Raw genomic sequence first — 15,755 nt, 5'->3', positions numbered from 1 at the left:
AGTTTATGTAAGTGTATGAAGTCTATATGGGATAAATTACATCTGTGCTATCACTGTTTGATGAGGATACCTCGAACACGTGGGTTTGGTGTGCAATCACCTTTCGCTTATCGCTTTCTTCGTCGAGTGGTAGCTCCTAAATCGAATGGAACTTGGCCTGTTTTATGGCTATGTTCCAATAGAAGTCTGCGCAAAGAGAAGTTATTATCTCGTTTGAATGAATATTGCTGTGAGAAGAATTTAACCTATGTAGGTCTATTGGGGGAGGAAATCCCTACATATGAAGAACTTTTGGAACATTTAGATATAAGTACGGTATTATTTATAGATGGTATTCAAAAGAAATCAGAAATGAAGTATCTATGGTTAAAATTATTAGAGGGAACACATCGAGGGGGTGCTTTTGATTTGTATGATTGTGGTATTCTTTTCTTCAATCAGACTTATTATAAACGAGTATATAAGGTGAATTATTGACATAAGCATGCTTGCCTGTTCTACAATAAAGTTTAAATTTATACTTTATTGTAACTCATATGTAAAATAATATATAAAACACTTGGGAATAAGAAGAAAATTGCTATTTTTGCACGCAAAATTGTTAACGATAAAAACGCAAATAATATGTATTGGACACTTGAATTAGCTTCCAAGTTGGAGGATGCACCTTGGCCAGCAACAAAAGACGAATTGATTGATTATGCGATTCGTTCCGGTGCGCCACTAGAGGTATTAGAGAACTTGCAGGAGATTGAGGATGAAGGTGACGTCTATGAAAGCATAGAAGACCTTTGGCCTGATTATCCTTCCAAGGACGACTTCTTGTGGAATGATGATGAATATTAACTGACTGTAGATAAGGTCGACTGAGTTTAATCAGTCGGCCTTTTTAGTTTTATTCTTACAATAATAATAAGGTATCTGCGTTATAGAATCGTGCAAAAACGGTTCTACATCATATTATTTACTTTTCTTTCCATGACTCAATGGGGCATGGCACAGTATGATGTGTCATTCAGTCACTATTTTGATATGGAGCCATCGTTCAACTCAGCAGCAGTAGGTAAACAATCTAAGCTAAATATTACAGCTACTTATGCACTTAATATGGTTGGCTATGAACATAATCCACGTACATTATATGCTGCCGCCGATATTCCTTTTTATTGGGCACGTAATTATCATGGAGCCGGTATTCAGTTTATGAGCGACCAACTAGGTCTGTTTACCCATCAAAGATTAGGGCTTCAGTATGCCTATCGACATCATCTATTTGGAGGAAATTTGGCTATCGGTGCACAAGTTGGTATGCTAAGTGAGAAGTTTGAAGGGAGTAAACTAGATATTGAAGACACTAATGATCCTGCTTTCGCAAAGACTGATGTGAATGGCAATGGACTAGACATAGGAACGGGTGCGTACTATGAACATGGAATTTGGTACGCCGGAATATCCGTTTTGCATCTTAATGCGGCAACCATCAATCTAGGAACGACAAATGAATTAAAGATAGATCCAACCTTTTATTTGACAGCTGGATACAATATTCAATTCAGGAATCCGTTTCTAATGATGAAGTTATCGGGCTTGATGCGTACAGATGGAACAGCTTATCGAGGCGATGTTTCAAGTCGGTTGGTTTATACGAATCATGAAAAGATGATGTATGGTGGTCTATCTTATAGTCCAACAAACTCTGTAACATTCCTACTGGGTGGCACTTTCCATGGCTTTGTGGTGGGATATAGTTACGAACTTTATACATCGGCCATTCAGCTCGGAAATGGTAGTCACGAACTTTTCGTGGGTTATCAAATAGACATCAATCTTGTTAAGAAAGGTAAGAATAAACATCAAAGCGTAAGAATCTTATAAGTAGATATGAAAATGAAGAATATAACCATCCCCTTTTGCATTGCGATAACAGCATTGACAGCCACCGGATGTTTCAGTGGAAAGAGTATGTCGTCGGGAGGCAGAGGCGGAGAAGTGGTTGGAGTAGGCGGACGTGCCTTCAACGAACCTACCCCTTATGGTATGGTGAAAGTGGAAAGAGGCTTCCTTCACATGGGAATAGATAAGCAAGACAGTCTGTGGGGGAAACAAACACCAGTGAAAGATATTTCTGTTGATGGCTTCTGGATGGATGAGACCGAAGTTACCAATTCTGAATATAAGCAGTTTGTGATGTGGGTACGCGATAGTATCCTTCGCACACGTTTGGCTGATCCTGCTTATGCCGGCGACGAAAGCTATATGATTACAGAGGATAAGGATGGCAATCCCATCACTCCACGTGTCAATTGGAAGAAGCCGCTGCCTCGTAAACCGAATGAGGATGAGCAACGAGCTATCGAAAGTATGTACACCACAAATCTTGTGACAGGTGAGAAATTGCTCGATTGGCGTCAGATGAACTATCGTTATGAGATTTACGATTATACAACAGCGGCCTTGCGTCGTAATAGGATTCGTCCGCAAGAGCGCAATTATAATACCGATGTAGACATCAATCCTAATGAAGTGGTCATGATTTCCAAGGATACCGCTTATGTGGATGATGAAGGGAATATCATCTCTCGTACCATTGACCGCCCACGTACCAATGATTGGGACTTCCTGAATACCTATATAGTGAACATCTATCCCGATACCACTTGCTGGGTAAATGATTTCAAGAACTCTGATAATGAGATGTATTTACGCTATTATTTCAGCAATCCTGCATATAACGACTATCCAGTAGTAGGTGTTACATGGGAACAAGCCAATGCCTTTTGTGCTTGGCGTACCGATTATTTGTTGAAAGGTATAGGCGGTGAAGCTCGCTATATACAGCGTTATCGCTTGCCTACAGAAGCCGAATGGGAATATGCTGCACGTGGCAAAGAGGGTAATGAATTCCCTTGGGACAATCAGGATATGAAGAATGGAAAGGGATGTTTCTATGCAAACTTCAAACCGGATAGGGGAAATTATACCGAAGATGGCAACCTCATAACAAGTAAAGTGAGAGCTTATGGCTCAAATAGCAATGGACTCTACGATATGGCAGGTAATGTAGCCGAGTGGACCAGCACCGTATATACTGAGTCTGGTGTCGATGCTATGAACGACCTCAATCCTCAATTGTCTTATAATGCAGCTCCTGAAGATCCCTATCGCTTGAAGAAAAAGAGTGTGAGAGGTGGCTCGTGGAAAGATCCGGAGAGTTTTATCCGCAGTGCATGGCGCACTTGGGAGTATCAGAATCATCCACGTTCGTATATCGGATTCCGCTGTGTACGCAGCCTTGCCAATTCAACGACTAAAAAGAGTAAAAGATAATGTCACATTATAGTAAATTCAATATCATCTATCGTCTGCAGAAGTGGATGGATAGCGTGCCTGGCCAGACGTTCTTGAACTATGCTTATAGTTGGGGAGCTGCTATTGTGATTTTGGGAACTTTATTTAAGTTGACTCATTTACCCGGTGCCAATCTCATGTTGTTTCTCGGTATGGGAACCGAGGTCTTCGTCTTCTTCCTTTCCGCTTTCGATCGTCCATTTGATAAAACGGCCGATGGTAGAGACATACCTGTGCATGTGACAGAGGAATATTTGGAGGGTATTGTAACGGCAGAGGATACTCAGTCGCCTACCCAGTCTCCTACTTATACCCCTCAACCGACTGTCGCGCCTGTTGTCGAATCGGCAGTTGTTGCTCCTGTGGTTCAGACGGTAGCTGCAAATCCGGAACTAGAAATAGCTCAAAGTAACTATGTAGACGAGTTGAAGAAATTGACAGAGGTGTTAAGTAAGGTTGGTGAACAAAGTACTCGACTCACTCGTGACAGCGAAGAGATGGAGAATCTCAATCGTACGCTTACCGGAATTGCTAAAGTATATGAGATGCAATTGAAGAGTGCCAGCCAACAAATAGGAACTATTGACCAAATCAACGAGCAAAGCAGATTGATGGCTCAGCACATCGAACAGCTCAACAAGATTTATACTCGTATGATAGAGGCCATGACCGTGAACATGCGTGCCGCAGCTCCGGGCTCCATCTCCAGCGGTCAAACGCTCTAGTTATCAATCTTCTTAGTCTAATTATAGAAATGGCAATTAAGAAAAGACCGGTATCTCCACGTCAAAAGATGATCAACCTCATGTATGTGGTGTTGATGGCTTTGCTGGCTTTAAATGTGTCTACCGAAGTGCTGAATGGTTTTTCCATTGTAGAAGAAAGCCTAGACCGCACCACTCGCAATTCCACCAAGGAGAATACGGCATTGTATGAAGACTTTGCCAATCAAGCCAAGAATAATCCTGAGAAGTTGCAGGCATGGTTTGCCAAGGCTACGCAGGTAAGAGAGATGAGCGACTCGCTTTATAATTTTGCTCAAGAGTTGAAGGAAGCCATCGTACGCGAGGCCGATGGGAAGGATGCCGATTTGCGGAATATAGAGAATAAAGAAGATTTAGAGGCCGCTAGCTTGGTGATGTTATCGCCCGGTACTGGCCGTGGGAAACAGCTTTTCAATTCTATCAACGTTTACCGTGGGCGCATTTTGAAGCTCGTCTCCGATTCTGTTCAGCGTCAGCTCATTGCCAGCAATCTCTCAACTGCTTTACCTCGAAAGGCTTATGCGATGGGGAAAAATTGGCAAGAGTATATGTTCGAGAATATGCCAGTGGCTGCAGCCGTCACTCTCCTGTCTAAGTTACAGAACGATGTGCGCTATGCCGAGGGCGAAGTGTTGCATACATTAATCTCTAATGTAGACCTCAAAGACTTCCGGGTAAACAAACTTGAGGCATACGTTGTTCCCGAATCCAAGACCGTTATCAGTGGAGATATGTTCTCCGCTCGTATTGTAATGGCTGCCGTAGATACTTTACAACAACCTGAAATCTATGTTGGTGGACAGCGTATATCCGGGAACACTTACCGATTTACGGCCGGTGGAGTAGGCGAACATAGTTTCTCAGGTTATATTGCAATGCGCAATGGACGTGGTGATGTTATCCGTAGAAACTTCTTACAGAAATATACAGTCGTAGGACCGAGTGCTACCGTGTCGGCCGACTTGATGAATGTGCTCTATGCCGGCTATGATAATCCCATCAGCATCAGTATTCCCGGTGTGCCATTGAATGCTGTTTCAGCTTCCATGTCGGGTGGTGGATTTCGTTCGATAGGCATGGGGCGTTATATAGCTCGCCCCACGACCATAGGACAAAAGGTCACTATTCAGGTATCTGCCACGCAAAATGGACGCTCTCGACAGATGGGTAGCTTTACATTCCAAGTTCGTAAATTGCCCGATCCGGCTGCTTATTTACAGATCGGTTCCGACCGTTTCCGTGGTGGTGCACTCTCTAAGGCTGCCCTTATAGCTTTGGATAATGTGAGTGCTGCCATAGACGATGGAATCCTTGATGTGCCCTTTCGTGTACAAAGTTTCGAGACTGTGTTCTATGATAATATGGGTAACGCCGTGCCGATGGCCTCTGAGGGAGCTTCGTTCTCTGCTCGTCAGCGCGATACATTCCGTAAACTTTCACGCAATCGTCGATTCTACATCAACCGTGTCACGGCTGTAGGTCCCGATGGTATCGTGCGTCGATTGCCGGCAAGCATGGAAATTATAGTTCGATAATCTTTTTGAAATAAAATATAAGACGATATGATAAGATATTTATTGATATTGGGATGTCTTCTTTTTACATTGCAGACAGTCGAAGCTCAGTCGCCTAAACGGCGAGCACAGCAACAGGAACAAGCCAAGAAGAAGTCCGAAAGTCCCACCTTGCGTTCCCAAATCTCTTTTCCAACTTCGGTAGGACCTCATGAGGATGTTGTTTGGCGTCGCGATGTTTACCGCGAACTCGATCTTACCCATCCTGCTAATGGTGGTCTTTATTATCCAGTAGAGCCCTCCGGTGGTCAGATGAACCTTTTTACCTATATCTTCAAGTTGTTCATGACCGGTAATATTCGTGCTTATGAATATCGACTGGATGGTAACGAAGTGTTCAATGATACCGCTGTGGTGAATCGAAAGGCTTTCTTAGACAATTATCATATCTATTATGAGCGTACCGACCGCGGTGTGCATATCGACGATAGCGATATTCCCTCTCGCGAGGTAAAGGCTTATTATATCAAGGAAGCTTCTTACTACGACCAAACTACAGCCACTTTTCATACCAAAGTTTTGGCACTATGTCCTGTCATGTTGGGCGACGACGATTTCAGTTTCACTCCATCTAAGTATCCACTATTTTGGGTGAAATATGATGACTTAGCTCCGTTCCTCAGCAAGCAGATGATGATGGCGAGCGACGTCAACAATGCCGCAACGATGAGTATAGATGATTTCTTTACTATGAATCAGTATCGTGGTAAGATTTATAAGACCAATAATATGCTCGGTCAGACATTGGCGCAGTACTGTCCTACAGATAGTGCCATGAGTAAAGAACAGAAACGTATTGAACGTGAAATAGCAAGTTTTGAGCATCGTATGTGGGGTGACCAAACACGTAAAGACTCGTTAGACAGTATTGCCAAGCTAGACCAAAAGCAGATAAAAGTTGCTAAGAAGTCTAATCGGCGTACTCGTACCACGACGGTACGTACCAATCGACGTGCACGTGGTGTCAGTAAGGCGTCCTCCGGCTCGGCTACGGTTACCGTCAGACGAGAAAGACACTAGAGATAGTCGCTTCTCTGCCTTCTCTGTAGAGGAGTAGGGGCAAATACTATTTATCTCTATATGATAGAAAAAGTTGATGGGAGTTAAATAAAATGTAGCCATACATTTCGTTTAACTCCTTTTTGTTTGTCTACAAAATAATGCTAAATATGTGGCTCGTTATCGGAAAATAGCTATTTTTGTAATTGTGAGAGAGAAGAAAATCATGTATTATTCATTAAAAAAGAAGAATTATCCTATGAAGAAATTATTATCTACAGCTATGTTGACCATAGCAATGCTTTTTTCTACCAATGCGCAAGCACAGGTAAAATTTGGTTTGGCCGGCGGTCTCAATGTCACCTCTATGTCGTTTAGCAAAGACGTTGTTCAGTCTTCCAACCAAGCCGGCTTCTATGTTGGTCCCACAGTCAAGTTTACACTGCCCCTTGTAGGGTTAGGAATTGATGCTGCTACTTTCTACGATCAGCGCTCAGCTGAGTTGAATGGTGAGAAGGTTAAAAAGCAGTCTATTAATATCCCGGTCAATTTGCGTTATAATATTGGTTTGGGTAATTTGGCAGGTCTTTATTTCTCAGCTGGTCCACAGTTTGGTTTTAATGTTGGCGACGATGAGTTTAAGTGGGCAGACAGCAAGGCTTACCAGAACACTTTTCAGATGAAGAAATCTAGTTTTAGTATTAATCTTGGTGCCGGTGTAGAGTTGTTGAAGCACCTAGAAGTTGGTTTCAAATACAATATTGTATGTGGAAAGAGCGGAGATATCAACGTGTTGGATGCAGCCGGAAAGGCTCTCAGCAATACATCTAAGGGACGTTACAATTCTTGGCAGGTTGGTTTGGCGTACTATTTCTAAATCAACATGATTAAGAATATCGTATTTGATTTCGGAGGGGTATTGGTGGATTGGAATCCTCATTACCTCTTCGATTCGTATTTAGGGAGTAATGATAAGGCCGATTGGTTCTTGTCGAATATCTGTACACACACTTGGATTCGCCAGATGGATGCAGGTAAGACCTTTGATAAGGGAGTAGAAGAGTTGGCTGCACAGTATCCTGATTGGGCTGATGCTATCTACACTTATCGGAATCGTTGGCGTGAGATGATTAGCGGATTGATTCCGGGCATGGAAGACTATGTCAAGCAATTGAAGCATGAAGGCTACCATGTATATGGCTTGTCTAATTGGGTGAAGGAGACCTTCGACATTGTAGAGCACGAGTTCTCTGTGTTCCAAGAATTAGAGGGGATGGTTATCTCCGGTCGTGAGGGAGTCATCAAGCCATTTCCTGAAATTTATCAACTTTTGTTGACGCGCTATCAGCTTAAAGCCGATGAGTGCGTGTTTATCGATGACGTGCTTGAAAATGTAGAAGGGGCTCGTGCCGTCGGTATGCAGGGCATCCTGTTCCGTGGATTGGACGATTTGAAGAAAGAAATTAATAATCTGATATGATTAAATCTTTATTTGTTTTGGCTGGTATATTGACTACATTTGCAGTGAGAGCCCAGTCGCTGCAAGAACAGCGAACGCAAGACGAGGTACTTAGTCGGCTAGAGGTTTTTGACATAAAGACCGGTACCCATCGCGTGATTCATGAATTTCCTTACCGTATAGAGATGCCTAATTGGAGTCCGGATGGTAAGTGGATAGGCTATAATTCTCATGGCCGGCTTTATAGAGTGTCGGCATTTGCCTAATTTCAATGTGGTTTTGCGTCTTATGCAGAGTGATGGTAAGAACGACCGAACAATAGTGGAGCTGTTTGGAGGGCAAGGTACTATCAACGTCAACTCTTGGTCGCCCGATTCAGAGAAGTTCGCTTATGTGAGCTATGAGTTGAAATAAGGTGTTGGAGTGGGAACATTGCCAAATCTTTATACTTGAATATCAATACGGGAAGAGCTTGATGATGTTCTATTGATGGCTTTTTTCTTTGAAAGAGGGGCAGCTAGAGGTTACTGCCGAGGCGTGGCAAAGTATCTGTCTCGGCTTTGCAGCGATGCAGAAAGGGTTAGGCAGTAATACTGATTAAGCCCTGCAACATTGTAAGTTTTTAGAGTTTTTGTGTCTCTTGATTGTTGAATGAAAACTCTTGTCGACTAGATACAAAACAAATAGCGACTTTCTTCATATAGAAGAAAGCCACTATTTACATCTTTAATCGTTAAGACTGTGTGCCTTATGGAAGTGTGATAGCTTCGTTAGGGCAAACGCTAGCGCATGTACCGCACTCTGTGCAAGCATCAGCGTCGATTTTGTAGATATCGCCTTCAGAGATAGCTCCTACCGGACATTCGTCAATACATGTACCGCAAGCAATGCAGTCGTTTCCAATTACGTAAGCCATAATGTTTTGTTTTTATATTTAATAATGTTTTTGTATACTATCTATATGTAATAGGATACCTATATTTTGTTTTCGCAAAGGTAGTATTTAATTTTGATATACCTATAAATAGGTATTCACTTTTTTGCTTATTTAAACGAAGTCTTAATTGGATTTTGAGCCTGTGAGTTTGTTAGCTTATGAGGTTTTGGTATTATTTGTGAGCGAGTAAAAACCATATTTATAAGCATTTTCTTGCCTGTGTCGGCATAAAATACTAACTTTATTGCCGAATTAAGGGCATAATCATGCCGATAAAGGAGAAAAGATATGGAGTATATATCTGTTAAAGCATTTGCAGAGACACACGGGATAGCCGAACGAACAGTGCGTAATTATTGTGCCGGGGGCAAGATCCCGGGTGCATTTCTGACGGGAAAGAGTTGGAATGTGCCGGCAGATGCTGCCTTGCCTAAAAGGAAAAACGCGCGTAAACAGGCGAATATGCTTTTGGAAGTATTAAGGGAGCAAAAGCATATTGGAATGAAAGGTGGAATTTATCATCGTACTCAGATAGATTTAACCTATAATTCCAATTATATAGAGGGAAGTAGGTTGACCCATGAACAAACACGCTATATCTTTGAAACCAGTACTATCGGTATAACAGAAAGTAGTGTGCGTGTTGATGATATTCTAGAAACTGTCAATCATTTTCATTGTATAGACATGATAATTGACCATGCCAATGATAAACTTTCAGAACATTTTATTAAACTTTTGCATGGACAACTAAAGGGGCAAACTACAGATAGCCGAAAGGAATGGTTTAATGTGGGCGATTATAAGCAACTGCCAAACGAAGTAGGTGGTATGGAAACCTGTCCACCAGAAGAGGTTCATAACCAGATGAAAGCTCTCTTAGGCGAATATAACAAACAGACAATTCATACTATAGAGGAGATAATCGATTTCCACCAACGTTTTGAAATGATTCATCCTTTTCAGGATGGTAATGGACGTGTAGGCAGACTTATCATGTTTAAAGAGTGTTTGGCTTCTTCCATCGTTCCTTTCATCATTACCGATGAACTCAAGATGTTCTATTATAGAGGGTTGCATCACTGGACAACAATACGTGGATATTTGTTGGATACATGTCTTTCGGCACAAGATAATTATAAATCTATACTCGATTATTTTAGAATAAAATATTGAAGAAACGGCATAAAATTCATATTGCTACCTCGTGTGATAGTGTTGAGTACTGTGTGTTGCCACAATAATTCAATAGGTATATCGTTTTGTAGAAAGATATGAAAAGAATTTGTCTCTATATATTAATAGGGTGGATGGGCTTACAACAGGTCTGTGCTCAGCGGGTGGTGGAGAATCGTCCGTATACAGACCTGCGACCATTCCACTTTGGTGTGTTGGTAGGTACGCATTTACAAGATTTGGAGTTGACAAATGTTGGACCACAAACGATTATTCAGGAAGATGGAACAACGGTAGATGCCTTGATTACTTGCGATCAAGATAGGTGGGATGCCGGCTTTACTGTTGGAGTTTTGGGGGAATTAAGGTTGAGCGAACACTTCCAGTTTCGTGTAGCTCCTGCCATGTATTTTGGTTCTCATCATATTACTTTTCATCATTTTAAGGTTTTAGATGCTGCTGGACAACCTACTGAACAACAGCAGGAATTAAAGACCGCATATTTCTCTACAGCTTTTGACTTGATTTTTGCTGCCCCTCGTTCGGGAAATCATCGACCTTATTTGATGGTGGGATTGACACCAATGTTGAATCTGAGTCGCAAAGAGCAAGACTATTTAAAGCTAAAGAACACAGAAGTGTTTGCCGAAGTTGGTTTGGGATGTGACTTTTATCTGCCTTTCTTTAAGCTACGTCCGGAACTCAAGTTCCTCTATAGTCTGACAAACAGTTTGGATAAGAATCATGCTAGCGAACTCAAGGATAAGAATATGTTGCCTTACACGATTTCAGTAAATAAAGCACATAGTAAAATGATAGTACTGACGTTCTATTTTGAGTGAGGAGTTATATCGAATTAGGAATGAAGAATGACTAATGAGTAGTTGAATCCTTAGGATAAAATAAAAAGGACCATAATTGCTTATGGTCCTTTTTTATTGGAAGTAAATGGAAGTTAGAAGTGAGGAATTCATTGTGATTGCCTTAAAGATAATGAACATTTGTCCGTTATCTCCGCGAATAACTCCCGATTAATTTCTCCACTCTTTACTCATTAATGCTTTCTTCTATCGACTTCAATACGTAGTCGAGGATTTCCGGAGTGTGGCATTGTGAGATAAAATTGCCTTCAAATTGTGAAGGGCTCACATAGATGCTACGTTCCAACATACGATTAAAGTAGCGTGCAAAGCGTACTTGGTCGCTCTGTTTAGTATCTTTGAAGTTCTGTGGATTCTTCGTATTGAAGAAGAGGGTGAACATACTACCCACATGATTTAGGTAAATGTCCTTGCCTTCGATAATCTTCTCTAGACGAGTACAGAATTCATTGCTTCGTTTTTCTAGTTCCTCGTGGAATCCAGGAGCTGACAGTTGGGTGATGGTTTCAATGCCAGCTGCCATAGCTACAGGGTTGCCACTCAATGTTCCGGCTTGGTAAACGGGGCCATCGGGGGCTAGAACCTTCATGATATCGGCTCGACCACCAAAGGCAGCACAAGGGAATCCGCCACCGACAATCTTGCCGACAGTCGTCATATCGGGCTTGATACCGAAACGTTGTTGGGCACCGCCGAAGGCAAGACGGAATCCGGTAATCACTTCGTCGAAGATGAGTATGGCGCCATGTTGCTCAGTGACACGGCGAGTAGCTTCGATAAATTCACGTGTTGGAGGTACGACGCCCATGTTACAAGCTACGGGTTCGATGATCAACGCAGCTACCTTGTCGCCATTTTCTGCAAAGTATTGCTCCAAAGCCTCAGTATCATTATAAGGCAATACAACTGTGTACTTGGTAAAACCATCGGGAACACCAGCCGATGAAGCATTGCTAATGTTGGCAACGGCCGAGCCGGCAGACACCAATAGATGGTCGGCATGGCCATGGTAACATCCCTCGAACTTAACTAAAACATCGCGACCGGTGAAGCCACGGGCTACGCGAATAGCCGACATAGTAGCTTCTGTACCACTGTTAACGAAACGGAGGCGCTCCATAGAGGGGAATGCTTCGCGTACTTTCGTAGCCAATGTGGTCTCTGCCAGTGTCGGAATACCATAACTACTGCCACGCATGACGGCCTCGGCAGCTTTCTGACTGACGGTAGGGTTGTTATGACCGAGGATGAATACACCCCACGACATGCAGAAGTCAATGAAACGATTATCGTCAATGTCGGTGATGTAAGTTCCTTGTGCTTCTTTGACGAAGAGGGGAGTTGTCCCTACGGCTTTCAAAGCGCGTACGGGACTGTTTACTCCTCCGGGTATAACCTGCAATGCTTGTTGAAAGGCTGCAGCCGATTTAATTCTTTCGTTCATGCTGTCTCCTTATCTTTTAATTTCAAAACGATCGTTCCATTTTTCCATAAACTCTTTGGCATAGTATGAAATGATGTACTTGGCACCAGCGCGTTTGATGGCAATGAGGCTTTCAAATACAACACGTGGCTCGTCAAGATAGTTAAGTTTGGCAGCTGCCTTGAGCATACTATACTCTCCACTCACCTGATAAGCAACCATCGGAATATTCGGGAAACGCTCAACACCACGTGCAATCATGTCGAGATAAGGCATAGCGGGCTTTACCATTGTCCAGTCGGCACCTTCCTCAATGTCTGCAGCAATTTCTTCTAAACCTTGGTCGTGAGTGCGATAATCCATCTGGTATGACTTACGGTCGCCGAAAGAAGGAGCTGAGTCGGCTGCATCGCGGAACGGACCATAGAATGCTGACGCATATTTAGCGGAATAAGCCAATATACGACAAGTCTTGTTCAATCCTGTTTCATCCAGCTTCTTGCGCAGCGCTTCAATTTGTCCGTCCATCATAGACGATGGAGCAACGAAGTCGGCACCGGCTTTGGCATGTACGTAAGCCATTTGAGCTAATAGTGGTAAGGTAGAATCGTTCTCTACATTGTGGTCGTGGAGAAGTCCACAATGTCCATGACTTGTATATTCGCAGAGACATACATCGGTGATAACCATGACGCCGGTAACATTCTTTTTGATGGCTGTAGTGGCACGACAGACAAGGGCGTCGTCGGCATAAGCCAAACTACCACGCTCGTCTTTCAACTTATCTTCGATGACACCGAAGAGCAAAACCTTGTCAATACCTAGTGCTTTCACCTCTTTAATATCCTCAATGAGGGTATCGATAGAGAAGCGATAGACACCCGGCATGGTGGAAATCTCTTCCTTGATATTCTCTCCTTCGACAACGAAATAAGGATAGATGAAATCTTCTGCTTTCACTTCTACGTCGGCATATTTGTCGCGTGTGGCTTGGTCTTTGCGGTAAATTCTAAATCTTTTCATATCTTCTTTGGTTTAAATATTGTTCTGTAATGGCTCCGCGGGTGATATAAATCTTGTCAGGGGGCAAGCTTCCGTAGAGTTGTATGAAATGGTCGATGGTACTGGGTGATGTAAAGATGATGCTATCTATCTCTTCCAGATTGACCTTTATGGGACGGAGAGGCATCTTATTACGATAAGCAGTAATGGGATAGAAGGTAAAACCTAGCTCTTGTAGTCCCTTGGGGATAATGTCGAGTGCTCGTTCGGAGCGTGGACAAATGATTCTGCCTTGTGGCGGAAAAACTTTGAAGTGCTCAATGATACCGTAAGAAACGTCTTTTTCGGTTTGCTCAATGTGCGTTGCACCAGACTCTTGTAAGGTCTTGGTGGTTACTCTGCCGATGGAAACAATGCGTTGTTCACCCCATGTTGCTCGTATCTCTTGCATGGCTTCATACCAAAACCTCACTGCATATCGGCTCGTAAAAAGCAGTGTATCCGATATGGTGAGGCTTCGAATGGCTTCGTATAGCTCACTTCTGTCATCCAAGGCCACCAACTCGATGAGTGGGGTATGGATGTAATCGGGGTTCTGGCTGTGTGTTCCGGTGAAGAGTGTACGCATGAATTAATCGTTTATTTGGTCGAGAATACTCCCTTTGCTAAACAATTCCTTTAGATCGTCGCGGCCTTTCCGAGCTGTGATGGCTAATCTTCCTTGCATGGGGTGGGTGTCGAAGGGTAGTATTTCGGCTATTTCGTTTTCCATTCCGAGACGCTTCAAGGCGCAGGTGGCAACGATGACAGCGTCTATTTTTCCATCCCGAACTTGCTGTACGCGCTCTTCGATGCATCCTCGAATGCCCACAATTTCTAAATCCGGACGCAGAGAAGTTAGTCCGGCTTTGCGTAATGGCGAACTTGTTCCGATACTACTGCCGGCAGGTAGTTCGTTTAGTTTGAGATGATTGCGACTTACAAGAGAATCTGTTTTGTCGAAAGCCTCGTATAATGCAATGATTTCTAATTCCGGATTCAAATTGACCGGTAGATCTTTGGCGGAGTGAATAGCTATGTCTGCTTCCCCCGTAAGAATCAGTTGGTCGAGTCCGCGGGTAAACATGTCGTCCGGTGCAGCGCCATTAAGTAATGAAATCTGCATATTGTGGTCGCCATACGACTTCGTTAGAATCAGGTCATAGTCTATTTCGGGAAATCTATTGAAGATCTCTTTTACCTGCAGTTGAGAGAGTTTACTGCCACGTGCTACAACTTTGAGCTTGTTCATTTGATATATGCTTTTCTTCTTTCGAGGGTTTCGTATAGTTCGTCTATCTCTTCTTCGATAATCTTCTCGGCTTTTTTCACTTCGTCTTCTCGAATAGAAATATTCTTTTGTACCTTGCTTTCTACATCTCGTAAGTTGTAGAGAGTGACGTTGGGATTTTCTCCGATGGCCGGTGCTATATCGCGTGGAAAGGCTAAATCGATGGCCAACATACGTTGGTTAGGGTTGATATCCTCTTCATTGATGATAGTAGTATCTGCCGAAGTGGCACTGATAAGAATATCTGTGTCTTTGAGAAACTCGCGTTTATCGTCAAGTGCAAACACTTCAATGCCGAATTGGTCGGCCAAGCGGTGCGCTTTGTCAAGGGTACGATTGCCTAGAAAGACAAGGTGTGTACCCTTGTTTTGCAAAAACTTGATAATATCGCTAGTCAGTTTATTGACACCGATGATGGTAATGCGAGCATCTGTGAGGTCGATATGCTCATCCTCGATAATCTCAATGGCTGCGAGACTATGGCTTACAGCACCATGAGAAATCTCAGTTTCATTACGTACGCGCTTTCCTACTTGCAGGGCAAATTCAAAGAGTTTGTGCATTTCGGCAGGGAGTTTATGGTGAGTGCGGGCAGAGATGTAGGCATCTTTCACCTGTCCTTGTACGGCACGTTCGCCAACAATAGCCGATTCGAGTCCACTGACCACGCGGAAAAGGTGATTGGCTACGTCTGTAGGAATTTCTCCTTCACCATAATAGAGTTCCATTCGGTTGCATGTCTGTAAGAATACCGATGGTTGATTGTTTTGGTTTCGCTCCAACTTGAAAGTCTCTTCGCGGTCTTCGAGTGAAGTGTTTAAATGGTTGATTGATTTATATCCTATCATAATTTTTTGTATTC

At 42.9% G+C, this 15,755-nt stretch carries 19 protein-coding genes; 13 read left to right on the top strand and 6 right to left on the bottom strand.

The features are described 5' to 3' along the window. From HMPREF0671_RS06700 to HMPREF0671_RS12270, 11 genes are all read left to right on the top strand, one after another. Positions 1–477 (top strand): hypothetical protein (locus HMPREF0671_RS06700; RefSeq protein WP_232223175.1); only part of this gene is annotated, 477 nt, incomplete at its 5' end. A gap of 147 nt (positions 478–624) precedes the next feature. Beyond that, positions 625–846: a DUF2795 domain-containing protein gene (locus tag HMPREF0671_RS06695; RefSeq protein WP_036898451.1), complete on the top strand. Its 222-nt coding sequence runs from the start codon at positions 625–627 to the stop codon at positions 844–846. A 90-nt stretch (positions 847–936) separates the two neighbouring features. Then, on the top strand, positions 937–1,875 hold the full coding sequence (locus tag HMPREF0671_RS06690) for a PorP/SprF family type IX secretion system membrane protein (RefSeq protein WP_036898447.1): 939 nt from the start codon (positions 937–939) through the stop codon (positions 1,873–1,875). Positions 1,876–1,881: 6 nt separating this feature from the next. Further along, positions 1,882–3,327, top strand: a complete 1,446-nt coding sequence (locus HMPREF0671_RS06685; protein WP_198025888.1) for an SUMF1/EgtB/PvdO family nonheme iron enzyme — start codon at positions 1,882–1,884, stop codon at positions 3,325–3,327. Next, positions 3,327–4,073, top strand: coding sequence for a gliding motility protein GldL (gene gldL / locus HMPREF0671_RS06680; RefSeq protein WP_036898444.1), 747 nt, complete (start codon positions 3,327–3,329; stop codon positions 4,071–4,073). Before HMPREF0671_RS06685 ends, gldL begins: the two co-directional genes overlap by 1 nt. A gap of 29 nt (positions 4,074–4,102) precedes the next feature. After that, entirely contained in the window at positions 4,103–5,647 is a 1,545-nt protein-coding gene (gene gldM / locus HMPREF0671_RS06675) for a gliding motility protein GldM (RefSeq protein ID WP_036898441.1), read from the top strand. Positions 5,648–5,674: 27 nt separating this feature from the next. Beyond that, positions 5,675–6,706: a gliding motility protein GldN gene (gene gldN / locus HMPREF0671_RS06670; RefSeq protein ID WP_036898438.1), complete on the top strand. Its 1,032-nt coding sequence runs from the start codon at positions 5,675–5,677 to the stop codon at positions 6,704–6,706. 238 nt (positions 6,707–6,944) lie between these two features. Then, a complete protein-coding gene (locus HMPREF0671_RS06665) occupies positions 6,945–7,562 on the top strand; it encodes a porin family protein (RefSeq protein ID WP_036898460.1) in 618 nt (205 codons plus the stop codon). 6 nt (positions 7,563–7,568) lie between these two features. Next, the gene (locus tag HMPREF0671_RS06660; protein ID WP_036898435.1) at positions 7,569–8,165 is read left to right on the top strand and encodes an HAD family phosphatase; all 597 of its coding nucleotides are present in this window, start codon (positions 7,569–7,571) and stop codon (positions 8,163–8,165) included. Beyond that, on the top strand, positions 8,162–8,410 hold the full coding sequence (locus HMPREF0671_RS11775; RefSeq protein WP_052052903.1) for a hypothetical protein: 249 nt from the start codon (positions 8,162–8,164) through the stop codon (positions 8,408–8,410). The genes HMPREF0671_RS06660 and HMPREF0671_RS11775 overlap by 4 nt, the downstream gene beginning before the upstream one ends. 7 nt (positions 8,411–8,417) lie before the next feature. After that, positions 8,418–8,558, top strand: a complete 141-nt coding sequence (locus HMPREF0671_RS12270) for a hypothetical protein (protein ID WP_198025887.1) — start codon at positions 8,418–8,420, stop codon at positions 8,556–8,558. 334 nt (positions 8,559–8,892) lie between these two features. Here the strand turns inward: HMPREF0671_RS12270 and HMPREF0671_RS06650 are convergent, their stop codons facing one another. Then, complete coding sequence (locus HMPREF0671_RS06650; protein WP_036898432.1) at positions 8,893–9,060, bottom strand: DUF362 domain-containing protein; 168 nt, start codon at positions 9,058–9,060, stop codon at positions 8,893–8,895. A 309-nt stretch (positions 9,061–9,369) separates the two neighbouring features. On the opposite strand from HMPREF0671_RS06650, the gene HMPREF0671_RS06645 reads away from it, so the two are divergent. Both HMPREF0671_RS06645 and HMPREF0671_RS06640 read left to right on the top strand, forming a co-directional pair. After that, positions 9,370–10,257 (top strand): Fic family protein, encoded by an 888-nt coding sequence (locus tag HMPREF0671_RS06645; RefSeq protein ID WP_036898429.1) that lies wholly within the window; start codon positions 9,370–9,372, stop codon positions 10,255–10,257. Positions 10,258–10,355: 98 nt separating this feature from the next. Further along, the gene (locus HMPREF0671_RS06640; protein ID WP_036898427.1) at positions 10,356–11,099 is read left to right on the top strand and encodes a porin family protein; all 744 of its coding nucleotides are present in this window, start codon (positions 10,356–10,358) and stop codon (positions 11,097–11,099) included. 205 nt (positions 11,100–11,304) lie between these two features. Here the strand turns inward: HMPREF0671_RS06640 and hemL are convergent, their stop codons facing one another. The 5 genes from hemL to hemA are packed head-to-tail and all read right to left on the bottom strand — an operon-like array spanning position 11,305 to position 15,741. Continuing rightward, a complete protein-coding gene (gene hemL / locus HMPREF0671_RS06635) occupies positions 11,305–12,582 on the bottom strand; it encodes a glutamate-1-semialdehyde 2,1-aminomutase (protein WP_036898425.1) in 1,278 nt (425 codons plus the stop codon). Between the two features lie 9 nt (positions 12,583–12,591). Next, entirely contained in the window at positions 12,592–13,584 is a 993-nt protein-coding gene (hemB, locus tag HMPREF0671_RS06630) for a porphobilinogen synthase (RefSeq protein WP_036898423.1), read from the bottom strand. Then, on the bottom strand, positions 13,571–14,191 hold the full coding sequence (locus HMPREF0671_RS06625) for a uroporphyrinogen-III synthase (protein ID WP_036898420.1): 621 nt from the start codon (positions 14,189–14,191) through the stop codon (positions 13,571–13,573). Before HMPREF0671_RS06625 ends, hemB begins: the two co-directional genes overlap by 14 nt. A 3-nt stretch (positions 14,192–14,194) precedes the next feature. Beyond that, positions 14,195–14,854 (bottom strand): hydroxymethylbilane synthase, encoded by a 660-nt coding sequence (hemC, locus tag HMPREF0671_RS06620; protein WP_036898417.1) that lies wholly within the window; start codon positions 14,852–14,854, stop codon positions 14,195–14,197. Next, on the bottom strand, positions 14,851–15,741 hold the full coding sequence (gene hemA / locus HMPREF0671_RS06615; protein WP_036898415.1) for a glutamyl-tRNA reductase: 891 nt from the start codon (positions 15,739–15,741) through the stop codon (positions 14,851–14,853). The genes hemC and hemA overlap by 4 nt, the downstream gene beginning before the upstream one ends. Positions 15,742–15,755: the final 14 nt, after the last annotated feature.

Origin of the sequence: Prevotella sp. S7 MS 2 (assembly GCF_000762865.1) — a bacterium.
GTDB lineage: Bacteria > Bacteroidota > Bacteroidia > Bacteroidales > Bacteroidaceae > Prevotella.
This window is presented reverse-complemented; position numbering and strand designations above follow the sequence as displayed.